Source organism: Cellulomonas sp. NPDC057328 (assembly GCF_042667215.1).
In the GTDB taxonomy this organism is placed as follows: Bacteria; Actinomycetota; Actinomycetes; order Actinomycetales; family Cellulomonadaceae; genus Cellulomonas.
The window spans coordinates 1-22,711 of record NZ_JBHUZW010000044.1; the positions used below are offsets into that span (position 1 = coordinate 1).

The 22,711-nt window shown below is 77.2% G+C and carries 18 protein-coding genes and 1 riboswitch; of the genes, 5 read left to right on the top strand and 13 right to left on the bottom strand.

The genetic code is table 11. From position 1 onward, the window contains the following. Positions 1-1,554: BCCT family transporter (locus ACFUMH_RS09905; protein ID WP_378204176.1), on the bottom strand; the 1,554-nt coding region annotated here is incomplete at its 3' end. Between the two features lie 247 nt (positions 1,555-1,801). Between ACFUMH_RS09905 and ACFUMH_RS09910 the strand changes: the two genes are divergently transcribed. Together ACFUMH_RS09910 and ACFUMH_RS09915 are read left to right on the top strand one after the other, a co-directional pair. Then, complete coding sequence (locus ACFUMH_RS09910) at positions 1,802-3,304, top strand: threonine/serine exporter ThrE family protein (RefSeq protein ID WP_378204117.1); 1,503 nt, start codon at positions 1,802-1,804, stop codon at positions 3,302-3,304. Between the two features lie 78 nt (positions 3,305-3,382). Next, positions 3,383-6,058, top strand: coding sequence for a phosphoenolpyruvate carboxylase (locus ACFUMH_RS09915; protein WP_378204120.1), 2,676 nt, complete (start codon positions 3,383-3,385; stop codon positions 6,056-6,058). Positions 6,059-6,134: 76 nt separating this feature from the next. On the opposite strand, the gene ACFUMH_RS09920 is transcribed toward ACFUMH_RS09915, so the two are convergent. From ACFUMH_RS09920 to ACFUMH_RS09930, 3 genes are all read right to left on the bottom strand, one after another. After that, positions 6,135-7,637: an AAA family ATPase gene (locus ACFUMH_RS09920; RefSeq protein ID WP_378204123.1), complete on the bottom strand. Its 1,503-nt coding sequence runs from the start codon at positions 7,635-7,637 to the stop codon at positions 6,135-6,137. Positions 7,638-7,723: 86 nt separating this feature from the next. Next, on the bottom strand, positions 7,724-8,296 hold the full coding sequence (locus tag ACFUMH_RS09925) for an NUDIX domain-containing protein (protein ID WP_378204126.1): 573 nt from the start codon (positions 8,294-8,296) through the stop codon (positions 7,724-7,726). A 39-nt stretch (positions 8,297-8,335) separates the two neighbouring features. Then, on the bottom strand, positions 8,336-8,725 hold the full coding sequence (locus ACFUMH_RS09930; protein WP_378204179.1) for a VOC family protein: 390 nt from the start codon (positions 8,723-8,725) through the stop codon (positions 8,336-8,338). A gap of 217 nt (positions 8,726-8,942) precedes the next feature. Here ACFUMH_RS09930 and ACFUMH_RS09935 point away from each other — a divergent pair, with 217 nt between their 5' ends. Then, positions 8,943-10,013: a sigma-70 family RNA polymerase sigma factor gene (locus ACFUMH_RS09935; protein WP_378204129.1), complete on the top strand. Its 1,071-nt coding sequence runs from the start codon at positions 8,943-8,945 to the stop codon at positions 10,011-10,013. A 113-nt stretch (positions 10,014-10,126) separates the two neighbouring features. Here the strand turns inward: ACFUMH_RS09935 and ACFUMH_RS09940 are convergent, their stop codons facing one another. Then, positions 10,127-12,379 (bottom strand): polysaccharide lyase family 1 protein, encoded by a 2,253-nt coding sequence (locus ACFUMH_RS09940; protein WP_378204132.1) that lies wholly within the window; start codon positions 12,377-12,379, stop codon positions 10,127-10,129. Between the two features lie 62 nt (positions 12,380-12,441). Then, complete coding sequence (locus ACFUMH_RS09945) at positions 12,442-13,692, bottom strand: extracellular solute-binding protein (protein ID WP_378204135.1); 1,251 nt, start codon at positions 13,690-13,692, stop codon at positions 12,442-12,444. A gap of 255 nt (positions 13,693-13,947) precedes the next feature. On the opposite strand from ACFUMH_RS09945, the gene ACFUMH_RS09950 reads away from it, so the two are divergent. Beyond that, on the top strand, positions 13,948-14,592 hold the full coding sequence (locus tag ACFUMH_RS09950) for a CYTH domain-containing protein (protein ID WP_378204138.1): 645 nt from the start codon (positions 13,948-13,950) through the stop codon (positions 14,590-14,592). Between the two features lie 59 nt (positions 14,593-14,651). After that, complete coding sequence (locus ACFUMH_RS09955) at positions 14,652-15,611, top strand: VOC family protein (protein ID WP_378204141.1); 960 nt, start codon at positions 14,652-14,654, stop codon at positions 15,609-15,611. 49 nt (positions 15,612-15,660) lie between these two features. On the opposite strand, the gene ACFUMH_RS09960 is transcribed toward ACFUMH_RS09955, so the two are convergent. The 7 genes from ACFUMH_RS09960 to ACFUMH_RS09990 form a co-directional block, all read right to left on the bottom strand. Then, positions 15,661-16,470, bottom strand: a complete 810-nt coding sequence (locus ACFUMH_RS09960) for an energy-coupling factor transporter transmembrane component T family protein (RefSeq protein WP_378204144.1) — start codon at positions 16,468-16,470, stop codon at positions 15,661-15,663. Beyond that, positions 16,467-18,113 (bottom strand): ABC transporter ATP-binding protein, encoded by a 1,647-nt coding sequence (locus ACFUMH_RS09965; RefSeq protein WP_378204147.1) that lies wholly within the window; start codon positions 18,111-18,113, stop codon positions 16,467-16,469. The genes ACFUMH_RS09960 and ACFUMH_RS09965 overlap by 4 nt, the downstream gene beginning before the upstream one ends. Continuing rightward, the gene (locus tag ACFUMH_RS09970; RefSeq protein ID WP_378204150.1) at positions 18,110-18,865 is read right to left on the bottom strand and encodes an ECF transporter S component; all 756 of its coding nucleotides are present in this window, start codon (positions 18,863-18,865) and stop codon (positions 18,110-18,112) included. Before ACFUMH_RS09970 ends, ACFUMH_RS09965 begins: the two co-directional genes overlap by 4 nt. Continuing rightward, positions 18,862-19,608 carry a YkoF family thiamine/hydroxymethylpyrimidine-binding protein gene (locus ACFUMH_RS09975; RefSeq protein ID WP_378204153.1) on the bottom strand — a complete coding sequence of 249 codons (747 nt, stop codon included), beginning with the start codon at positions 19,606-19,608 and terminating at the stop codon, positions 18,862-18,864. Before ACFUMH_RS09975 ends, ACFUMH_RS09970 begins: the two co-directional genes overlap by 4 nt. A 154-nt stretch (positions 19,609-19,762) precedes the next feature. After that, a riboswitch (TPP riboswitch) is annotated at positions 19,763-19,858 on the bottom strand. Positions 19,859-19,983: 125 nt separating this feature from the next. Then, the gene (locus ACFUMH_RS09980) at positions 19,984-20,343 is read right to left on the bottom strand and encodes a hypothetical protein (protein WP_378204155.1); all 360 of its coding nucleotides are present in this window, start codon (positions 20,341-20,343) and stop codon (positions 19,984-19,986) included. 85 nt (positions 20,344-20,428) lie between these two features. Then, positions 20,429-21,367, bottom strand: a complete 939-nt coding sequence (locus ACFUMH_RS09985) for a CHAD domain-containing protein (protein WP_378204158.1) — start codon at positions 21,365-21,367, stop codon at positions 20,429-20,431. Further along, complete coding sequence (locus ACFUMH_RS09990) at positions 21,364-22,386, bottom strand: glutathione S-transferase family protein (protein WP_378204182.1); 1,023 nt, start codon at positions 22,384-22,386, stop codon at positions 21,364-21,366. The genes ACFUMH_RS09985 and ACFUMH_RS09990 overlap by 4 nt, the downstream gene beginning before the upstream one ends. Positions 22,387-22,711: the final 325 nt, after the last annotated feature.

A 22,711-nucleotide genomic window follows, 5' to 3' on the forward strand; every position in this document is an offset into this window, starting at 1 on the left:
CGCCGTGACCTGCTCGGTCACGTGCTCCACGAGCTGGGCGCGCCGGAGGCGGCGCTCCACCCGCAGCATCTCCGCGTGCTCGCCGTGCAGTGCGCGCGCGGTGGCCACGGCCATGCCCACCATGACGACGCTGAAGGGCAGCGCGATGAGGATCGCGGCGGTCTGCAGCGCGACGAGCCCACCGGCGACGAGGAGGGCGATCGCGAGGACGCCGGACAGCACCGCCCACGTCACCCGGATTCCCACCCGCGGTGCGGGGTCGCCGCCGGACGCCAGCATCGCGACGACCAGCGACCCGGAGTCCGCCGACGTCACGAAGAACAGCGCGACCAGGACGATCGCCAGCACCGACAGGGCCGGGCCCCACGGCAGCTCGCCGAGCAGGTCGAACAGCGCGTTCTCGGGGACGACGACGCCGTCGGCCGGGACCATCCCCCCGTCGCCGAACAGCTCGCGGTACAGCGCGCTGCCGCCGAGCACGGAGAACCAGAGGAAGGTGATGAGTGTCGGTACCAGCAGGACGCCGCCGACGAACTCCCGCACGGTGCGCCCGCGGGAGATGCGCGCGATGAAGACGCCCACGAAGGGTGCCCACGAGATCCACCAGCCCCAGTAGAACGTCGTCCACGCCGCCTGCCACGCCTCGCCGGCCTCGCCCGCGTACGCGCTGACGTTGAAGGTCAGGGGCAGGACGTTCGCGAGGTAGACGCCGATCGACTGGACGAACTCGCGCAGCAGGAACAGCGTGGGCCCGAGGAGGAGGATCGCGACGAGCAGCACGCCGGCCATGGTGACGTTCGCGTTGGACAGCCACTTGAGGCCCCGGTCGAGGCCGGAGACCACCGATGCCGTCGCGGCGAGCGTGATCACGACGATGAGGACGACCTGCACCCCCGTCGACGGCGTCAGCACGCCGACGTGGTCGAGTCCGGCGGAGATCTGCAGCACGCCCAGCCCGAGGGACGTCGCCACGCCGAACACCGTGCCGACCACGGCCGTCACGTCGATCACGTCGCCCAGCCGGCCCCGGACGCGGTCGCCGAAAAGCGGCTCGAGGGCCCACCGGATCGACACCGGGCGCCCGCGCCGGTGGATCGCGTACGCGAGCGCGAGCCCGACGACGACGTAGATCGCCCACGCGTGCACGCCCCAGTGCAGGTACGTCTGCGCCATCGCCTGCTCGGCGAGCCGCTCCGGCGACCCGACGACACCCGGCTTCGGCGACGCGAAGTGGGTCAGCGGCTCCGCGACGCCCCAGAAGACGAGGCCGATGCCCATGCCGGCCGCGAACAGCATCGAGAACCACGCGCCGATGCCGAACTCCGGCGTCGCCTCGTCGTCCCCGAGCACGATGTCCCCCCAGCGCCCGAGACCCACCCAGAGGGCGAACGCGACGCACGCGGCGACGAGCAGGACGTAGTACCAGCCGAACGCGCCGACGACGTTCTCCTGGATGGCGCCGATCGCCGTCTCCGCCGCGGCCGGGAACGCGATCGCCAGCCCGGCGACGACCGCGATCACCGCCAGCGACGGCCAGTACACCGCCGGGTGCATGCCCCCGGGCCCGCGGCCGTAGCGCGGTCGGGGCACGTCGGCCCCCGCGTGCTCTGGTGTGGTGCTCTGGCTCACCCGGACAGCTCCCGTCGTGCTCGTCGTACCGGTCGTGCTCGTCCAGCGTCACAGCGCCGGGTCGGCCGCGCATCCGGGCGTGCGGCCGCCGGACCCGCCCGCGCCGCGACGGACGGGCCCGCGGCGGCCGCCACGAGCGGGGGCACCACGCGCGCCGGGTTAGCCTCGGGGCGTGCGAGCGAGCGGCGTCCTGCGGCGGCTCGTCCGACGGACCGCCGGCGGGCCCCCCGCGGTGCAGGTCGGGCGGCGTGCGCGCGGCGCCGGCTACGACGAGCGGTTCGTGCGGGCCGTGCTCGAGCTGGCGGTCCGCACGGGGGAGGCGATGCTCTCGCTGGGCGCCTCCGCCGGTGACGCGTCCACCGCCGTGCACCGCGTCGCCCGGTCGTTCGGCGTCGCGTGCGAGGTCGACCTCACGTTCACGGCGATCCTCGTCAACCACGACCCCGGGCCGGACGGCAGCCCCGTCACCGTGCTCCGCGTCGTCGAGACGCGCACCGCCGACTACGGACGCCTCACCGAGGTCATCTCCCTCGCGCAGGACGTCACCGCGGCGCCCGGCGTCGACACGGACGAGGCGCCGGACGCGCGCGCCGCCCGGCTGGAGGCGGCGCACGACCGGCTCGACGCGATCGTCGCGCACCCGCACCCCTACCGCCGTGGGCTCGTCACCGTGCTGCTGTCCGTCATGGCCGCGGGCGTCGCGGTGCTGCTCGGCGGCGGTGCGTGGGTCGCCGCGCTCGCGGGTGCGACCACGGCCGTCATCGACCGCGTGCTGCGCCGTCTGGGCCGGTGGGGCATCCCGCCGTTCTTCCTGCAGGCGGCCGGGGCCGCGGTCGCGACGGCGGTCGCGGTGGCGCTGCTCGTGCTGGTGCCGCTGCTGCCGGTCGAGCTGGCGACGCTGCCACCCTCGCTGGTCGTGGCGTCGGGGATCGTCGTGCTCCTCGCGGGGCTCTCGCTCGTGGGGGCGGCCGAGGACGCCATCAACGGCTTCCCCGTGACGGCCGTCGGGCGCGTGTTCGAGGTGCTCGTCCTCACGCTCGGCATCGTCGTCGGGATCGGCGCGGTGCTCGACGTCGCGCAGCGGCTGGGCGTGACGCTCGACGTCGTCGAGGTGCCGACCGACGTGCTGCCGCTCGGCGTGCGCGCGGCGGCGGCCGCGGTCGTGTCCGCCACGTGGGCGCTCGCGTCGTACGCGCCCGTCCGGGCCGCGGCCGTCGCGGCGGGGGCCGGGGGGCTGGCGCTCGTCGTGCAGGCCGCCCTCGGGACCGTCGGCGCCGGACCCGCGGTCGCGGGTGCCGGCGCCGCGCTCGTCGTCGGCCTCGGCGGCGAGCTGTTCGGCGGTCGCCTGCGGGTGCCGCCGGTCGTCACCTCCGTCTGCGGCATCGTGCCGCTGCTGCCCGGCCTGGCGATCTACCGGGGGCTCTTCGACCTCGTCGAGGCGGGCGGCGCGGGGCAGGGCGGCCCCGTGCTGCTGGGCGCCGCCATGGTCGCGCTCGGGCTCGCCGCGGGCGTGAGCCTCGGCGGGCTGCTCGGGCGGCCCCTGCGCACCGGTGCGCGCCGGCTCGCACGGCCGGCGCAGCGGACGGGGGTCCCCCTCGGGCGGTACCGGCGCCCGTGGGCCGTGGCCGCCCGCGACGAGGTGCCCGACGCCGGGACCGCCGACGACCGGCTGTGACGTGCGCGACAGCGTCCGCGGTGCCCACGGCGCGGGCGCGGGGGCGACGGCGGCCCCGCGTCGTCTACCTTGGGCGCCGTGAGTGCAGCGGAGAACGCGACCGAGGTCCCGCGCGGCGTGGCCAGCCACGAGGTCCCCGAGCCCCTGCGCAACGACGTCCGGCTGCTCGGTGAGCTGCTCGGGCGTGTGCTGCGCGACGCCGGCGGGGACGACCTGCTGGCGGACGTCGAGCGGCTGCGCGAGCTGACGATCCGCTCGCACGGCGAGCCGGACGGCGACGCGCTGGCGGAGGCGGAGCGCCTCGTGACCGGCTTCTCGCCCGAGCGTGCCGAGCACGTGGCCCGCGCGTTCACGTGCTACTTCCACCTCGCGAACCTGGCGGAGGAGTACCACCGCGTCCGCGTGCTGCGCGACCGCGAGTCCCGCCTCGCGCCGCACGAGCTGGCGCCCGACGACTCCCTCCCCGCGGCGTACCAGCGCCTGGAGGAGGAGATCGGCGCCGAGGCCGCGCGCGAGCGGCTCGCCGCGCTCGAGTTCCGGCCCGTGTTCACGGCGCACCCCACGGAGGCCCGCCGGCGCGCGGTCGCCCGCTCGATCCGCCGCGTGGCCGAGCTCGTCGCCGAGCGCGACACGATGCACATCGGCGGCACGACGCTCGCCGAGAACGAGCGCCGGCTGCTCGCCGAGATCGACACGCTGTGGCGCACGTCGCCGCTGCGCGCCGAGAAGCCGACGGTCCTCGACGAGGTCGAGACCGTCCTGTCGATCGTCGACGCGACGCTCGCGGACGTGCTGCCGCAGGTCTACCGGCGCCTCGACGACTGGCTCCTCGCGGCGGACGCCGGCACCACGGCGCCGGTCGTGCAGCCGTTCGCGCGGCTCGGCACGTGGATCGGCGGCGACCGCGACGGCAACCCGAACGTGACGGCCGAGGTCACCCGCGCGGCCGCGGTCGCGGCGTCGGAGCACGCGCTCGACGCGCTGCTGGTCTCGGCGCGCCGGACGGCGGCCGGGCTCACGCTCGACGGGGCCGGCACGCCGCCGTCGCCCGGGCTGGGCGCGCTGTGGCAGCGCCAGCGCTCGCTCGACGAGGCGATCGCGACACGCGCCGCGAACGACGCCCCCAACGAGCCGCACCACCGCGCGATGCTGGTCGTGGTCGAGCGCATCGCCGCCACGCGGCGCCGCGACGCGGACCTCGCCTACGCGAACGCCGAGGAGCTCGAGGCCGACCTGCGGGTCGTCCAGGACTCGCTCGTCGCCGCCGGCGCCCGGCGCGCCGCCTACGGCGACCTGCAGCGGCTGCTGTGGCAGGTGCAGACCTTCGGCTTCCACCTCGCCGAGCTCGAGGTCCGCCAGCACTCGCAGGTGCACGCCGCCGCCCTCGCCGACATCGAGGCGAACGGCGTCGACGGCGACCTGCAGCCGCAGACCGTCGAGGTCCTCGACACGTTCCGGGCGCTCGGCGCCGTGCAGCGCCGGTTCGGCGTCGCCGCCGCGCGGCGCTACATCGTGTCGTTCACGCAGGCGCCCGAGCACCTGGCGGCCGTCTACCGGCTCGCCGAGCTCGCGTTCGGCGGCGCGGACGACGCGCCCGTCATCGACGCGATCCCGCTCTTCGAGACCTTCGCCGACCTGCAGGCCAGCGTCGACATCCTCGAGGCGGCCCTCGCGCACCCGCGGGTGCAGGAGCGGCTCGCCGCCAACGGCCGTCGCGTCGAGGTCATGCTCGGCTACTCCGACTCGTCGAAGGACGTCGGCCCCGTCTCCGCGACGCTCGCCCTCGACGACGCGCAGCGCCGCATCGCCGACTGGGCGCGCCGCCACGACATCGCCCTCACGCTCTTCCACGGGCGCGGCGGCGCCCTCGGGCGCGGCGGCGGCCCCGCCAACCGTGCCGTGCTCGCGCAGCCGCCCGGCTCCGTGGACGGCCGGTTCAAGCTGACCGAGCAGGGCGAGGTCATCTTCGCCCGGTACGGCGACCCGGACATCGCGACCCGGCACATCGAGCAGGTCACGGCCGCGACGCTGCTCGCGGACGCGCCGAGCGTGGTGCGGCGCAACGACGACGCCGCGGCGCGGTTCGCCGACCTCGCCGGCCGGCTGGACGTGGCGTCGCGCGAGCGGTTCCACCAGCTCGTGCGCGCCGAGGGCTTCCCCGCGTGGTTCGCCGAGGTGACGCCGCTCGAGGAGCTCGGCCTCCTGCCGATCGGCTCGCGGCCGGCGCGCCGCGGGCTGTCGGTGTCGTCCCTCGACGACCTGCGGGCGATCCCGTGGGTGTTCTCCTGGTCGCAGGCCCGCATCAACCTCGCGGGCTGGTACGGGCTCGGCACGGCGCTCGACGCCGTGGGCGACCTCGAGGAGCTGCGCACGGCGTACGCCGAGTGGCCGCTCTTCGCGACGATCATCGACAACGTCGAGATGTCGCTCGCCAAGACGGACGAGCGGATCGCCGCCCGCTACCTCGCGCTCGCCGACCGGCAGGACCTCGCCGAGCTGGTGCTGACCGAGATGGCGCTGACCCGCCGCTGGGTGCTCGCGACGACGGGGTCGGACGCGATCCTCGGCCGGCGCCGCATCCTCGGCCGGGCCGTGCAGCTGCGCAGCCCGTACGTGGACGCCCTGTCGCTCCTGCAGCTGCGCGCGCTGCGGGGCCTGCGCACCGGTGCCGCCCCCGAGCAGGCCGACGAGCTGCGACGGCTCCTCCTGCTCACCGTGAACGGCGTCGCCGCCGGCCTGCAGAACACCGGCTGACCGGTCCGGTCCGGCGTCCCGGCCCCGGTGCGGCTCGTCCGCGCCGGGGCCGTCGTCGTCCCGCGAGCCGGACCGCTCAGCGCGCGGGGACCGTCCGGCCGGCCGCCCACGCGCGCAGGGCGGCGACCCGCTCGTGCATCACGACGGCGAGCGGCCGCGTCGCGCGCACCTCGGCGAGGACCGTGGCGGCGTCCAGCGGCACGCGCCGGGCGTGGGCCGCGTAGGTCGCGGCCACGACGGCCTGCTCGATCTCCGCGCCGGAGAACCCCTCCGTCGCGGCGGCGAGGCCGGTGAGCTCGGCGTCCGTCGGGTCGGCGCCGTGGCGGCGCGCGTGCAGGCGGACCAGGGCGGCGCGCGCCGGCGCGTCGGGCAGGTCGACGAAGAACAGCTCGTCGAACCGGCCCTTGCGCACGAGCTCGGGCGGGAGCGCGGAGATGTCGTTGGCGGTGGCCGCGACGAACACGGGGGTCCGCCGGTCGGCGAGCCACGACAGCAGCGTGCCCAGCACGCGGCGCGACGCCCCGCCGTCGCCGTCCGACGAGGCGAGCGCCTTCTCGATCTCGTCCACCCAGACCACGCACGGCGCCAGCGCCTCGGCCGCGGCGAGCGCCTCGCGCAGCCGCCGCTCGGACTCGCCGACGTACTTGTCGTGCACGCCGGCCAGGTCGAGGCGCAGCAGCGGCACGCCGAGCAGGGCGGCGGCGGCGCGCGCGGCCAGCGACTTGCCGCACCCCTGCACGCCGAGCAGGAGCATGCCGCGGGGCGCGGGCAGGTGCGGGGCGCTGCCGTCGAGCGCGGCGCGGCGCACGTGCAGCCAGCGCAGGACGCCGTCGAGCCCGACGACGTCCTCCGGGGCCGCCGTCGCGTACTCGTAGGACAGGATCCCGTCCCCGGCGAGCGCCTCCACGCGGGCGCGCTCCACCTCGGGCACGTCGCGCATCGTCAGCGCGCCGTCGGTCACCACGGCGCCGTGGGCGAGGCGCGCGACGTCGCCGTGGGACAGCCCGGCCAGGCGCGCGACGAGCAGGTCGCGCGCGTGCGGGTCCACGGGCGGCAGCGTGCCGGTCGTGGTGGCCCACGCGGCGACGACGTCGTCGACGATGCGCGCGCGCTCCTCGGCCGTGGGCAGGCGGGTCGGCAGGCGCACGGCCAGGTGCTCGAGGTCGGGCGGTACCCGCAGCGTCCGCGACACGAGCACGACCGTGCTGCGCCGGGCGACGGGCACCTGCGCGGCGTCCTTGAGCAGCCGTACCACGACGGGGTCGTCGAGGAAGGGGTGCAGGTCGAGCAGCACGTAGACGCCGGGCACGGTCGTGTCGACGACCGAGCGCAGCACGGCGACCGCCTCGGCGTTGTGCCGCTGCGGCGTCGCCCCGGGGACGTCGGCGCGCGACAGGCCCTCGGTGACGCTCCACCGGAACACCGGCCGCGGCGGCCCGGCCACGCGCGCCGCCGACGCGGTCACGAGCGCGACGGCGCCCGCCTCGTCGTCGGTCTCGAGCACCACGAGCGGGGACCGCGCCGCCACGAGCGCGCTGAGGTCGTCCCGCGAGACGGTGGGCGTCGGGACGGGGAGCATGGCCGCACGGTAGCGGCCGGGCGCGGCGGCGGGGCACCGCCGGTGGTGGGACGCGCGGGTGCGCCGGCGCGGGCGGTCGCGGCGGGTCAGGAAGGCAGCGACAGCACCGCGGGCAGCGGGCCGCCGGCGGCGAGCGCGTCGAGGACGAGCCGCTCGTGCGGGACGACCGGGTCGGGCAGCGCGTCGAGGGGGAACCACCCCATCGCCGCGGTCTTGTCCGGCTCGCGCGCCACCGGCTCACCCGACCAGTCCGTGACCTCGAAGAACGCGTCCAGCCGCTGCTCGACGGCGGGACCGCCGCGCTCGAACCGGTGCAGCGCCGTGAGCGGCACGAGCGCGTCGGGTGCGACGACGACGCCGGCCTCCTCCGCAGCCTCGCGCACCGCCGCCTCGTGCACGCTCTCGCCGGGGTCGACGTGGCCGGCCAGCGTGGCCCAGCACCCGTCCATGTACCCCGTGCCGCGCCGCAGCTGGAGGAGCACCTCGTCGCGCCCGTCGACGCGCCGGCGCAGCACCACGTACGCGGCGGCCACGAGGAGCGAGCGTCCGCCGAGGTGGTCGTCGGGCGCGTAGCGCGCCGGTCCGGGAGCCGTCCGGGCGCCCGGTGCCGGGTCGTCGGGGTGGGCGGGCGCGGCGTCGGGGGCGGCGTCGGCGGGCATGCGGGGGAGTCTGGCACGGGCGCCGCGGCGCCGGCCTGCTCAGGCGTCGACGAGGTCCATGTGCAGGATCTCCCACACGTGCCCGTCCGGGTCCGCGACGGCGCGCCCGTACATCGGCCCGTCCTCCTGGACGCCACGGAACTCGCTGCCGCCGGCGGCCAGCGCACGGGCGACGAGGTCGTCGACCTCGGCGCGCGAGGACGCGGAGAGGCAGTGCAGCACCTGCGTGCTCGAGCGGGCGTCGGACACGGGCAGGGGCGTGAACGCCGCGAAGCGCTCCTGGTCGAGGAGCATCACGCAGATGGTGTCCGACACGACGACGCTGACGACGTGCTCGTCGGAGAACATGTCGTTGACCCCGAAACCGAGGCCCTCGTAGAACGCCCGGGCGGAGGCGAGGTCGGTCACCGGCAGGTTGACGAAGATCATGCGGTCCACGGGTGGCTCCCTCGGTGCGGTCGGCCCGGGCGGGGTGCGGGCGCGCCGTCCGGTGGTGACGCGCGGTGCGTCCGTCGCGTCAGCGGTGCCGACTCGCGCACGGCCGCGGACTCATCGGGCGGCGCCCGGCGCGCGCACGGGTCGGACGTCGGGTGCCCGGCCCGCGACGGGGTTCCGGGCTGTCGGTGGTCGCCGCTAGCGTCGCCGTGTGACCACCACCACATCGCAGGAGTCCTCGCCGACGGCTCTCCCCACCGCGCCGGGTGCTCCCGGCGCCGTGGGTGCCGACGTGTCCGAGGAGGAGTTCACCGCGCGCCTGGCACCGCTGCGGCGCGAGATCCTCGCCCACTGCTACCGCATGACCGGGTCCGTGCACGACGCGGAGGACATGCTGCAGGAGACGTACCTGCGCGCCTGGCGCGCGATGCGCGGGTTCGAGAACCGCTCGTCGCTGCGGACGTGGATGTTCCGCATCGCGACCAACACGTGCCTGACGCACCTCGAGGGGCGCAAGCGGCGCCCGCTGCCGACCGGCGTCGGCGCCCCGCCGGCCGACCCCCGCGACCAGCCGCGCGAGGACACGAGCGTGCCGTGGCTCGAGCCGCTGCCGGACCGGCTGGTGTGGTCGTCGCCGCCCGTCGACCCCGCGGAGTCGGCCGTCGGCCGGGAGACGGTCCGGCTCGCGTTCGTCGCGGCGCTGCAGCACCTGACGGCGCAGCAGCGGGCGGTGCTGCTGCTGCGCGACGTGCTGGCGTGGTCGGCCGCCGAGGTCGCGGACGCCCTCGACCTGTCCGTCGCCGCGGTGAACTCGACGCTGCAGCGCGCCCGCGCGCACATGGCCAACGTGCAGGACGTGCCGCCGCTGGAGCCGACGGACCCGCGGCACCGGGACCTGCTGGCGCGGTACGTGGCGGCGTTCGAGGCCTACGACGTCGCGGCGATCGTGGAGCTGCTGGCGGCGGACGTCGTCTGGGAGATGCCGCCCTTTCCCGGCTGGTACCAGGGGCCGGCCGCCGTGGGCCACCTCATCGCCACGTGGTGCCCGGCGACGGGGCCGGGGTCCATGCGGTTGGTGCCGACCGCCGCGAACGGCCTGCCCGCGTACGGCCTCTACATGCGCGGCGACGACGGCGTGCACCGCGCGTTCCAGCTCCAGCAGGTGACGCTCGGCGCCGACGGCGTGCGGCACGTGACCGTGTGGTTCGGCGCCGAGCTGTTCGCCCGGTTCGGGCTGCCCGCCGCGCTCGGTCCGGAGGAGGGCGTCGCGCGCGCGGTCTGACGGCGCCGCCGGTCGGCACCGGGCACGCCGGTCGCCCGTCCGGGGCCTGACGCGACGAGCGCCCCGCCTCCCCGGTCGGCACCGGGGTGGCAGGGCGCTCGCGCGTCGCGGGGTCAGCCGCGCACGACGATCCGGAGCGGCTGGCTGTCGGTCGAGCCCGCGGCGTTGGTCAGGCGTGCCACGACCGTGTGCTCGCCGGGCGTCAGGCCCGTCAGCGTGGTCGTCGCCCCCTGGCGGCGCGGCGTCCGGGCGACGAGGTCCTGGCGGTCGACCTCGACGCCGTCGAGGAGCAGCGCGTACGACGTCGCGTTGGTGCCCCAGTACAGCGTCGTCGTCACCGTGACGGCGCCGTCGCGCACGGGGCCGGCGGTGACCGTCGGGCGTCCCGGGCTCGCGTCGCGGACCGTCACGGTCAAGGGCGCCGAGCGGGCCGTGCCCCACGGGTTGAGCACCTCGGCCACGTACGTGTAGGTGCCGTTGGTGCGGCCCGTGACGTCGAGCGTGGCGGTCTGCCGGCGCGGGGAGCGGCCGTCGACCCACTGCGCGTCGACCAGCACGTCGTTCTCGTAGAACCGCACGACCGTGGCGTTCTGCCCCCAGTAGAGCGTCGACGTCACGGTGTAGTCGCCGTCGTGCAGGCCGGTGCCGTGCGCGTTGTCGTGCGACACGCGCGGCGCGTCCGGCGCCCCGGTGGCCACCGGCGTGCCGGACGGCAGCGTCGCGCCGGCGCCGGCGCGGACGGCCGCCGCGACCTCCTCGGTGGGCTGCACGACCGGGTCGTAGTGGTCGGCCGGCGTCCAGCGGGCGGTGTCCGCGAGCGGCAGCGGTGCCGTCGCGTTGAACGCCGCCACGACGTCGACCGGCGCCCCGTTCACGAGCGTGCCCGTCTCGCGCAGCTGTGTGCCCTTCCACTCCGCCACGACGCGCGCCGGGTCGACGCCCTCGGCGAGCTCGACGGCGTTGTTCTCCGCGACGAGGCTCGACTCGATGCCGGCGCCCCAGTAGTACGAGAACAGGCCCGGCCGGGTCTGCTCGTACAGGTTGTTGTAGACGTGCACGTCGCCGAACCGGACGCGCGGGGCGCGCTGGCCGACGTCGGTCCACCGGTTGTGGTGGTACGTCACGCGGTGCTGGCCGCGGTCCTGCAGCCGCGAGTCGGACGACCCGACGATGCTCGTCTTGTCGTGGTCGTCGAAGTGGCTCCACGACACCGTGACGAGGTCGGACCCGTGCGTGACGTCGAGCAGTCCGTCGTGCACCTCGAACGGGCGCCCGTACACGGTCGGCAGCGAGGCCGGCGGGTGCTCGCCGTCGTCGAGGGTGAGGTGGTCGGCCCACACGCTGGTGGACGTCCACACCGACAGGTTGTCGTACGCGGAGTTCCAGTTGCCCGTGTCCCCGTCGCCCGGGTCCCACTGGGGGAAGCAGTCGTACGCGTCGGACAGCGTGAGGTTGCGGACGATGACGTTCGCCGCGTCGCGGATCCGCAGGTTGGCGCCGACGATCCCGGCGTCGTGGCCGACGCCGACGATGGTGACGTTCGAGCCGACGTGCTGCTGCGTCTGGCGGGCCTGCACGGCGGCCGCCGCCACGCGGGCGTCCTCGAGCGGGCCGGACGGGTCCTCCCGGCCCCACGGGCCCGCGGGGTCGTAGTGGGCGACGTAGTCGTCCATGGAGAACGGCGCACCGGTGCCCGCGACGGTGACCTGCGCGGCGAAGTCGTCGCAGGTGAGGCGCGTGCCGTCGGCGGTGGTGAAGGCGTCGAGCGTGCCGCGCACGTAGACGATCCGCGGCGTGGTGCTGCGGCGTGCGTCGGTCTGCGACCCGCCGGGGCGTCCGGCGAGGGCGTCGCGCAGCTCGGTCCACGTGTCGACGACGTAGACCTCGGACGCCGCGGCGGCGGCGCCGCCGGTGGTGCCTGCGGCCTCGACCACGCGGCCGTCCGGGCGGGTCGTGCCGGACCACGACGCCCACCCGTCGCCCGCCGGGAGGACCTCGCGGCCGAGGTCGCGGGCGGCGGGGGTGCCGGACGTGCCGGCGGCCGCGGCGCTCGCGCCCGCCGCTGCGGCGGGCCCCGCCGTGCCGGGCGCGGGGGTGGCCGCTGCGGCGGTCACCGGGAGGACGAGGCCCGCGGCGGCCAGCGCCGCGACGGCGGCGCGCCGGCCCGCCGGGCGGGTCCGTCGGGCGGGGCGGCCCGTCTCGTGGCGGTGGTCGTGGGGGTGGTCGTGGGGGTCGTCGTGGGGATGGGGGCTCGGTGCGGGGGCGGCGCGCATGCCGGACTCCTTCGTCTCGGTGGCGAGCGTGTCGATGGTGGAGGTGGTGAGAAACCGGTTTCTCGTCTCCTTCACCCACGGTGGCACGCGCACGGCGGGAAGCGCAATCCCCGAACGGTGGCGAACGGCGCGTCGCGGGCCCCCGGGCTGTCGGGTCAGGCGCCCGCGACGGCGCCCTCGATGGCCGCGACCATGCCGTCCCACAGCGCGGCCGGGTCGCCGGACCCCGTGACGAGCTGGTGCTCGACGGAGCCCCAGAACGACCACACCACCGACATCTGCGGGATCGCGGGCATCGGCGCGCCCTCGGCGCCGGCGGCGGAGAAGCCCTGCAGCACCGGGTCGTCGGCGAACGTGGCGACGGCGGCCGCCACGGCCGGCGCGCGCCCCGTGGCCTCGGCGATGCGTGCCTGCACCTCGGGGGCCGCGAGCGACGCGACGAAGGCGAGCGCGAGCGGCTCGCGCAGCGTCGTCGCCGACACGAACGCCGCCTGCACGCCGACGAACGGCTGGGCCGGCTGCGGTCCGGCCGGCGGCACGGGCAGGACCGTGACGTCGATCCCGGCCTCGAGGAACGCGGGCACGTTCCACGGTCCCGTGACCACGAACGGCGCGCGCCCGGCCTCGAACGTCTCGCGCGCCACGTCGGCGTCGACGGCCGGGTCGAGCACGCCGCGGTCGCCGAGGTCGCCGAGGTACGAGGCGAAGGCGTGCCCGCCCTCGCCGGCGAGCGCGAGCTCCGAGGTGTAGGAGCCGGTCGCGTCCGTGGCGAAGACCGGCACCCCGAACGACGTCTGCAGCGGGTACAGGTGGTACGGGTCGCTGGCGGCCTCGGTCTGCTGGAGCAGGAGCGGGCGGTCGGCGCGGCCCGCGGCGACGAGGCGCTCGCCCTCGGCCACGGCCTCCTCGAACGTCGCCGGGTCGAGCCTCGTGAGGCCGTCGTTGCGGACGAGGGCCACGTTCTCGGTCGAGAGCGGCACGCCGTACGTCTCGCCGCCGTACGCGACGGCCTGCACGGCCGCGGGCACGAAGGCCTCCGGGTCCCCGATCGCGACGGGGACGACCGCGCCCGCCGCCACGAGCTCGCCGAGCCAGTCGTGCGCACCGACCAGCACGTCCGGCCCTCGACCGGAGCCGACGCCCGCGAGGAACGCCTGGCGCAGCTCGTCGTTGGCCCGTCCCTCGACCGTGACCTCGACGCCGGTCGCCGCGGTGTGCTCCGCCGCGAGGGCCTCGAACGTGGGCAGACGGTCCTCGTCGGTCCACACGGTGATGCGCTCGGCCCCGCGCGCGGGCGCGGTGCCGGGCGCCGCGCCGGTGCACGCCGCGGCCAGCAGGGCGAGCGAGACGACGACGGCGGGGGCGGCGACCCGGCGGGCGCGGCGGGGGGAGGGGGAGCGGTGCACGTGGACTCCTTCGTCGACGAGGGGCTGCGCAGCGGTGCGCGGACCGGGCCGTCGCGACCGTAGGCGGGCACCCCCCGACCTGTAAACGTCTTGCTGCAAGTTGCAGCAAGAACAGCCGATCGGATTCGCCCGGGCGGCCCAGCGTGCGTCCGACGGGGTGCGTCGCGGCGTGCTCCCGCGCGTGCGGTCGGCCGGTCGCTAGCGTGGGCACGAGGGCCGCGCGTCCGGCGCGGTCGTGCGGCGGACGGGCGGGCCATGAGCGACACGGGGTACGGCGACTTCGAGTTCGAGCGACGGTTCCTCGCGCGCGACGTCCCGGCGCGGCTGCTGGAGACGGCGCCGGCGCTGATCGTGCAGAGCTACTACCTCGCCGACGGCGGCTACGCGCTGCGCGTGCGCGCGCAGGCGTCGTCGGTCGACGTGCCGGTGGACTTGGGGCTGGACGAGGCGGCGCTGCTCGAGCGCTTCGCGGACGCCGTCGACTTCTGCGCCGTCACGGTGAAGGGCCCGATGGCCGGCGGCACCCGGTACGAGGCCGAGCGCGAGATCGACGCGCAGGTCGGGATCGAGATGGTGCGCCGCGGTGGCGCGCGGGTGGCCAAGCTGCGGCACTCGGTGTGGCTGGGTGACGACGGCTGGGTCGTCGACGTCTTCGCCGGCGCGAACGCGCCGCTCGTCGTCGCGGAGGTCGAGCGCGGCGGCCCGGTGACCGACCTCGCCATCCCCGGGTTCTGCGTGACGGAGGTGACGGAGGACGCGCGGTTCGCCAACGACGCGCTCGCGCACGCGCCGTTCGGGGCGTGGGCGGACGCGTACGCCGCCGAGCTCGCCGCGGCGGGTCCGCGGTTCCTGCCGGGGTTCGGGCACGACCACCGGATGTCCGGCGCCTACGACCGGTAGTCGGCCGGCGCTTGTAGTTGATCGTTGAACTATTGAACGATCAACCGTAGTCTGGCGGTATGCCCACCGCCCCCGCACCCGGAACCGGCGCCGACCTGCCGCTCAAGCGTCACCACGCGCCCGAGCCGATCGCCGCCGGCACCGCGATGGACGCGGTCACGCTCCTCGTCGGCGACCTCGACCGGCAGCTGACGTACTACCGCGACGTGCTCGGCCTCGAGCCGCTCGACCGCCCGGGGGACCGGTTCGACGGCGACGCCGGCGGTGCCGCCCCCGCGCGGGTCGTCCTCGGCCGCCGCGGCGTCCCGCTGGTCGTGCTGCAGCACGCGCCCGACCTGCCGCCACGCACGCGCGGGTCCGCGGGGCTCTTCCACACGGCCCTGCTGTTCGACGACCGTGCCGGGCTCGCCGCGACCCTGGCCTCGGTGGCGCGGCACGCGCCGCACACCTACGTCGGGTCCGCGGACCACCTCGTCTCGCTGGCCTTCTACCTCACGGACCCCGAGGGCAACGGCGTCGAGCTGTACTGGGACCGCGGCCGCGAGCTGTGGCGGCGCACCCCGCAGGGCGGCGTCGTCATGGACTCGCTGCGGCTGGACCCGCACGCGTTCCTCGGTGAGCACCTCGCCCACCCCGAGCCGTCCGGCGACGACGCGACGGTCGTCGGCCACGTCCACCTGCAGGTGGGGGACGTCGCCGGGGCGCGCACCTTCTACGTGGACGCGCTCGGCTTCGAGGTGCAGGCCGAGTGGCACGGCGCGCTGTTCGTGTCGGCCGGCGGCTACCACCACCACCTCGCGATGAACACGTGGGGCACCGCGGGCGCGGGGCCGCGGGCGTCGTCCCTCGGCCTGGGCGAGGTGCGCGTGGTCGTCCCGACGGCCGACGACCTCGGGGCGCTGCGCGAGCGCGTCCGGTCGGCGGGCGTGACGCCCGACGACGACGGCGCCACGCTCCGGTTCGCGGACCCGTGGCGCAACGTGGTGCGGGTCAGCGTCCGCGAGGTGCACGCCGCCTGAGACGGCGGACGGCCCGGCGCCGGCCGCCGTCCACCGCGGGCCGGCCGTGTCACCGGCCCACGGTGCCCCACGTCTCGAGGAGGCCGAGCCGCCACGTCGTCAGGCCCACCAGCAGCACGACGCCGAGCGCGGTGGCCGCGAGCACGCCGTCCCGGACCCCGAGGGGCACGGGCCGGTGCACGGTCCGCGGCCCCGACCCGACCCCACGGGTCTCGAGCGCCACGGCCATCTGCTGCGCCTGCCGCAGCGTCACCACGAGGAGCGTGAACGCCGCCCTGCCGAGCAGACCCGGGTGCGCCGGCAGCCGGCCGGGCCGACGCGGGCGAGGCCCCGGCAGCCGTGCCGCCTGGGCCTGCCGGACGGCGACCCAGCGCGCGGGCAGCTGCTCGAGCACGCGGTGCCCCGCCAGCAGCGCCGCGGCCCACCGGGACGTCAGGCCGGCCCGCTGGTGCAGGCTCGTGACGAGCCGCACGGGGTCCAGCGACGACGCCACCACGACCGCGAGCGTCCCGACGAGCAGCGTGCGCACCGCCAGGCCCGCGCCGACGAGGACGCCCACGTCCGTGACGGTGAGCCCGCCCACGTGCCCGACCGGCACGCCGGGGCGCGTCACGAGGTTGACCGCGAGCACGGACGCGGCGAACGGGCCGAACGTCGCGGCGCCGCGCAGCAGCGTCCGCCACGGGACGCCGCCGGCGCGTGCCGCCACGACCGCCACGACCAGCAGCGCACCCGGGGTCCACGGGTCGACGGGGACGAGCAGGAGCAGCGAGACCACCAGCAGGGTGGCGAGCACCAGCGTCGGGTCCCGCCGCGCGAGCGCCGACGGGCGGGGCACCGGCGCTGCGGCGGGCGTCATGCGAGCGCCTCCGCCGCCGGCTCGCGGGTGCGCGCGGCGAGCGCGCCGAGCACGGCGGCGAGCGGACGGCCGTCCGCGACGGCCGCACGCACGGCCGGCGGCAGCGGGAGGCCGGCGCGGGGCAGGGCCCCGGCGCGGAGCACGGCGTCCACGGGACCGTGCGCGAGCACCCGCCCGTCGCGCAGGACCAGCACGTCGTCGGCCACCTCCGCCACGAGCCGCACGTCGTGCGTCACCAGGACGACGCCGCGCCCGGCGTCCGCGAGCCCGCGCCACGCCCGCGCGCACGTGCGCCACGTCGCCCGGTCCTGCCCGAAGGTCGGCTCGTCCGCGAGCACCACGTCGTGGTCCCCGACCGTCGCCGCCGCGACCGCGAGCCGGCGCTGCTGGCCGCCCGACAGCCGGAACGGGTCCGCGCCGGCGAGCGGCGTGAGGTCGTGGGCGGCGAGCGCCGCGTCGGTGCGGGCGTCGACGTCGGGCACCCGCGCCCGGCGCAGACCCCAGGCGACGTCGTCCCGCACCGTCCGGGCGAGCAGCTGCTGCTCCGGCCGCTGCAGGACCAGCGCGGGGCGCGGGCCGCGCACGACCCCGTCGGCGGGCAGCAGCCCGGCGAGCGCCAGCAGCAGCGAGCTCTTGCCCGACCCGTTGAGCCCGACGACGGCGGTCACCCGGCCGGCGCGCACGTCGAGCGAGACCCCGTCGACCGCGGTGCGGCCCCCGCGCCGGACACGGAGGTCGCGGGCGTGGAGGAGCACCGGGGACCCGGCCGGGGCGCGGGGGGACGACGGGGCCGGCAGGTCCCGCAGGTCGCGCACCCGCGCGGCGGCGAGCTCGGCCCACCAGGGCAGCCACGTGCCCAGCGCGGCGAGGTCGGGGGCCAGGTCGCCCAGCACGTCGCGGGTCGGACCGTCGGCGAGCACGCGGCCCGCCGCGCCGAGCACGACGACGCGGCCCGGCCCGGTGCGTGCACCGCCGGCGGCCCCGTCCGGGCCCTGCCCGCCCTGCTCGTCGAGCCGGTGCTCGACGAGCAGCGTGGCGCGCCCGGCCGCGGCGCGGCCCACCGCAGCGCCCACGGCGGCGGCGCCCGCGGGGTCCAGCAGCGCCGTGGGCTCGTCGAGCAGGAGCACCCGCGGACGCGCCGCCAGGACCGTCGCGAGCGCCACCCGCTGCCCCTCGCCGCCCGACAGCCCGGCCGTCCGGCGACCGTGCAGGTGCGCGGCCCCCACGGCGAGGAGCGCCGCGCGCACGCGGGGGCCGATCTCCTCCCGCGGGACGCCCCGGTGCTCCAGCCCCGAGGCCACCTCGTCCGCCACGGTCGGCAGGCACAGCTGCGCCCACGGGTCCTGCGTGAGCGTGCCGACGTCGCGGGCGACGCCGGCCGTCGTGGTCGTCGGCACGGCGGGCGCCCCGGGGGCGACCGGGGCGAGGACGCGGTGCCCGGCGACGCGCACGTCGCCCCACGTGGACGCGTCGACCTGCTGCGGCACGACGCCGGCGAGGGTGCGCAGCAGGGTGCTCTTGCCCGACCCGGACGTGCCCAGCACCAGCACCCGTTCGCCGGCGTCGACCCGCAGGTCCACGCCGGCGAGCACGTCGTCCCCGGCGTGCGGCCAGCGCACCCGCAGACCGGTCACCTCGATCACGCCGTCGCCCCGTCCACGCCGGCCTCGTCCACGCCGGGCCCGTCCGCGCCGGCACCGTCCGCGCCGGCACCGCGCGCCGCCCGCCGGGCACGCCGCTCGCGGCCCAGCGCCGTCTCGTCGAGCACACCGGTACGGGCGAGCGCGTCCCCGAGGACGCGCGCGAGCAGCCCGCACAGCACGACGCCGCTCACCACCTGCAGCCCGATGCGCAGCGCGAACAGGTCCTGCAGGTGCCAGCCGTACCGCACCGTGCCGAGCAGCGTGCTGGCGAGCCCGGCGCTGACGCCGCTCGCGACGAAGACCCACCACCCGTACCGCCGGTACCGGGTGAGCGTGAACGCCAGCTCGGCGCCGACGCCCTGCACGAGCCCGACGAGCAGCAGCATCGGCCCGACCGGCGAGGCGAGGAACGCGACCTCGACGAGCGCGGCCACCAGCTCGACGACCACCCCGACGCCGGGCTTGCGGACGATGTAGATCGCGAGGGGCGCGACGACCATCCACCCGCCGATGAGCACGTGCTGCGCCAGGTCGCCGAACGGCCCCATCGCGATCTGCAGCGCCGCCCACGCCTGCACCAGGGCCCAGTACAGGAACCCGAACACGACCGCGAGCACCGCCAGCAGCACCAGCTCGGAGAGCGTGAGCCCGCGCCGTGCCCGCACGTCGACGACCGGCGCGTCGGCGCTCCGGTCGGCGTCGACGCGGTCGGCGCCCGCGTCCGGCGCGACGTCGCGCCCGGCCGCGGTCACGGCGCCACCGCCGACGACGCGACGGACGGCGACCCGACGGACGGCGACCCGACGGACGGCGACCCGACGGACACGGTCACGTGCGTGACGACGTGCCGCACGTGCTCGCCGGTGCGCGCCCACGCCAGCGCGACCGTCCCGAGCACGTCGGCGAGGTCGCCGTCGAGCCGCGTGACGCAGTGCTCGGACGTGACGCGCACGCGCGTCCCCGCCTCGTCGACCGCCGCGAGCACGGCGTCGAGGTGCCCGCCCACGCCGAGCGGGTACAGAGCCCAGTGCGCGCTCGCGGGCACGCCCACGGGCGCCGGCGGGGCGAGGTCGACGGGGGCGAGGACGACGTCGTCGCCGAGGTCGCACGCGACCTCGCCGGGGCAGCCGCGTGACAGGTGGACGTGCGCCACGACGTGGCCGCCCTCGCGCGCGACCGCGGCGACGAGGTCGACGACGACCCGCAGGACGTCCGCCTCGGGGCCGCGCACGAGCGTCGACACGTCGTCGGTGACGACGTCGACGCCGGTGCGGTCGAGCACGGCCAGCGCACCGAGGAGCACGTCGGCGAAGTCGTCGCGGTGCGGGTGCACCGACACGCGGGCGCCCACCCCGAGGGCGGCGGCGCGCGCACGGGCCGCCGCGCCGTCGCCGGCGGGCGCGCGGAGCGGCGTCGCCGCGGGGGTCGGCGCGTCGGCGCCCGTCGGGTCGTGCGGGGCCGTCGCGGGCGGCGGGTTGGCGGTCGTGCGGGTCACGGGTCCTCCCGGGGTCGGGCCCCCGGGTGAGGACGCAGCCGGGGCAGGAGGACGCGACGCACCCCGGCACCCGTGCGCGTCCCGCCCCGGCGCGCAGCCGCGGGGGCGCGCGACGGGGACGAGGCGCGCCGCGGTCGCCGCGGCACGAGCCCTGCTCCCTACGCTGGTGCTGACCAGATCAGGTTCCACGGGTCAGCCGGTGGGACGACGGGCGTCCGGCCGGCACTCTCAGCGCTCCTGCGCTCCCCGGGGGCGTGTGGCGCCGACCCTAGCGCGGCCCGCGCCTGCGGCACCAGGGCGTCCGCGGTCCCGCGCCGTCCGCTGCACGGGTCGTCCGCGGAAGCCGCGGGGCCGGGCCCTGCCCGGCCCCACGGCTCAGTCGGTGATCGGCGTCAGCACGGCGATCCGCCAGGTCCCCGCGTCGTCGACGAGCTGGTAGATGAACCGCTCGGTCCGCTCGTCGCCGTAGCGCCAGGTCACGTCGGCCCAGACGCTGTGGCCGGTCTCCGCCACGACCCGCACGTCGGACGAGACGTCGTCGACCCCGTCGTACTGCTCCCACGCGCTCGTGAAGAACGCCTCGGTCTGCGACCGGTCGGCCACCGCCAGCGACTGGGCGGGGAACGCGATCAGCGCGGGCACCGCGTACAGCCCGGCGACCGCGCCGGCGTCGCGGGCGAGCAGCCCGCGCGCGTACTCGTCGAAGAACTGCTCCACCTCGGGGCGATCCGTCATGCCCTCCACGCTACGGGCGGGGCGTCGGACCGGCCTCCCGGGACGGGATCGCCGGTCCGCGCGAGGAGGACGGCGGTGTGTCGCCTCAGCCGAGCCAGCCGCGGCGCCGCCGGGCGCGGTCGATCGCCGTCACCGACTCGCGCTCCGCGGCGTCCGCGGCCGCCTCCGCCAGCCCGTGCAGGCGGCCCAGCGTGAAGGCGTTCTCGCCGTCGAGGTGGGCCTGCATCGCCATCCGGCGCAGGGAGGCCTGCCGCACGCGCGCGTCGTGGTGGTCGCCGAGCGCGGACTGCACGTCCTTCGCGCGACGTGCGGACCGGTGCGCGGCGCGGCCGACGGCGGACGCCGCCACCTCGCTCGCGTACCGGGCGCGGCGCGCGTCCTTGCGGGCCTCGTGCAGCGCGTGGTCGCGCGCGTCACCGGGTGGCAGGGCGAGGGCGCGCCCCACGGCCGCGTCGAAGCGGCGCCAGGCGCGGCGCGCCCGGCGGGGAAGGAAGCGGTCGGCCGGCTCGTCGGCGCGCGGACCGGCCGGGAGGTCCTCGGCGAGCGCGGCGAGCGCGGCCAGCGTGCGCCGGTGCGCCCCGGACGCCAGGTGCGTGCGCAGCGGGTCGAGCGCCGCGGTGCGGGCGGCGCGCCGGTCGTCGTCCACGCGCGTGCGGACCGGCCCGACGACGAGCTCGTCGGGCTCCCGCTCGAGGCCGCGCAGGAGGGCGTCGCGCTCGACCGCCGGGTCGCGCACGTCCCCGAGCAGCCGGCCCAGCGCCCGCAGGTCGTCCCGCAGGGGCTCGACGCGCTCGCGGTCCAGGACGGGCCGGAACACCCCGAGTGCGGTGCGCAGGCGCCGGGTCGCGACGCGCGCGTCGTGCACGGCGTCGTCGTCGCCCTGCTCGAGGCCGGGCCCGGCGGCGACGAGCGCCGCGACGGCGGCGGCCACGTAGGCGCGCACGTGCTCGCGGGCCGTGCCGTCGCGCGGCTCGGCGGAGGCGTGCGGCAGCGGCGTCGACGGCGCGTCCGACGTGCCGCTCATGCCGCGCCCTCCCCGTCGCCGTCCGCACCGTGCCCGGCCGCGACGCGCTCGTCGTCCCGCACGGGTCCGGGCGGCGTGCCGTCCCCGAACGGCCGGCCGCCCAGCGCCTCGCGACCGTGCGGGGTGAGCCAGCCGCCCACGAGCGGGCCGCGGGGCACGACGCCCGACGGGTTGATGTCCGTGTGGACCTCGTAGTAGTGCTGCTTGATGTGGACGAGGTCCACGGTGTCGCCGAAGCCCGGCGTCTGGAACAGGTCCCGCGCGTAGGCCCACAGCACCGGCATCTCGGTCAGCTTCGTGCGGTTGCACTTGAAGTGGCCGTGGTAGACGGCGTCGAAGCGCACGAGCGTCGTGAACAGCCGCACGTCCGCCTCGGTGATCGTGTCCCCGACGAGGTAGCGGCGGTCGCCGAGGCGCTCGGTCAGCCAGTCCAGACCGGCGAAGAGGCGGTCGTAGGCGCGCTCGTACGACCGCTGCGACCCGGCGAAGCCGCACTTGTACACGCCGTTGTTGACGTCGCGGTAGACGCGCGCGTCGACCGCGTGGATCTCGTCGCGCAGCGCCTCGGGGTAGAGGTCCGGCGCGCCGGGGCGGTGGTGCGCCGTCCACTCCGTCTCGAGGTCGAGCGTCATCTGCGCGAAGTCGTTCGTCACCACCATCCCGGAGGGGACGTCCACGATCGCGGGCACCGTGATGCCCCGCGGGTACTCCGGGTCCCGCGCGAGGTAGGCGTCGCGGATCCGCTCGATGCCGAGCACCGGGTCCACGCCGCCGGGGTCGAGGTCGAACGTCCACGAGCGCTCGTCGTGCGTCGGCCCGCAGACGCCCATCGACAGCGCGTCCTCGAGGCCGAGCAGGCGCCGCACGACCACCGCGCGGCTCGCCCACGGGCACGCGCGGGAGACCACCAACCGGTAGCGGCCGGCCTCCACGGGCCAGCCGTCGCGGCCGTCGGCGGTGATGCGCGTCGTGATGTAGCGGGTGTCGCGGTCGTAGTCCGCGCCGGGCGTCACGTACACCCCGGGCCGGTCGTGCGCGGACGTGCCGGCCGCGCCGGGGGCGTCCGTGGCGGTGCCGGCAGCGGCGCCGTCGGAGGGGGTCGTGCCGGTGGTCTGCGCGTCGTCGTCCACGCGCCCGATGATGCCCCGCGCCGACGCGCGCCGCAGCGGCTGGGTGCCGGGGCGGCTGCCGTCGCCCGCGACCGAGGGGGCCGTCGCCTGCGGCCGTCGGTGCCGCCGCCTACAGTGGCTGCGCGTCGGCGGACGCCGGCCACGGCCGCGGCCGTGCCACCCGCGGCGACGCGCCGCCCGACACCCGGGAGGGGACCGCGTTGCAGCCGGCCCG

Coding starts and splice junctions, on each gene's coding strand:
- ACFUMH_RS09960 (WP_378204144.1), bottom strand. CDS start 16,470: ATGACGCCCGCCGCAGCGCCGGTGCCCCGCCCGTCGGCGCTCGCGCGG.
- ACFUMH_RS09930 (WP_378204179.1), bottom strand. CDS start 8,725: ATGATCTTCGTCAACCTGCCGGTGACCGACCTCGCCTCCGCCCGGGCG.
- ACFUMH_RS09920 (WP_378204123.1), bottom strand. CDS start 7,637: ATGCTCCCCGTCCCGACGCCCACCGTCTCGCGGGACGACCTCAGCGCG.
- ACFUMH_RS09980 (WP_378204155.1), bottom strand. CDS start 20,343: ATGACGGATCGCCCCGAGGTGGAGCAGTTCTTCGACGAGTACGCGCGC.
- ACFUMH_RS09955 (WP_378204141.1), top strand. CDS start 14,652: ATGCCCACCGCCCCCGCACCCGGAACCGGCGCCGACCTGCCGCTCAAG.
- ACFUMH_RS09950 (WP_378204138.1), top strand. CDS start 13,948: ATGAGCGACACGGGGTACGGCGACTTCGAGTTCGAGCGACGGTTCCTC.
- ACFUMH_RS09985 (WP_378204158.1), bottom strand. CDS start 21,367: ATGAGCGGCACGTCGGACGCGCCGTCGACGCCGCTGCCGCACGCCTCC.
- ACFUMH_RS09925 (WP_378204126.1), bottom strand. CDS start 8,296: ATGCCCGCCGACGCCGCCCCCGACGCCGCGCCCGCCCACCCCGACGAC.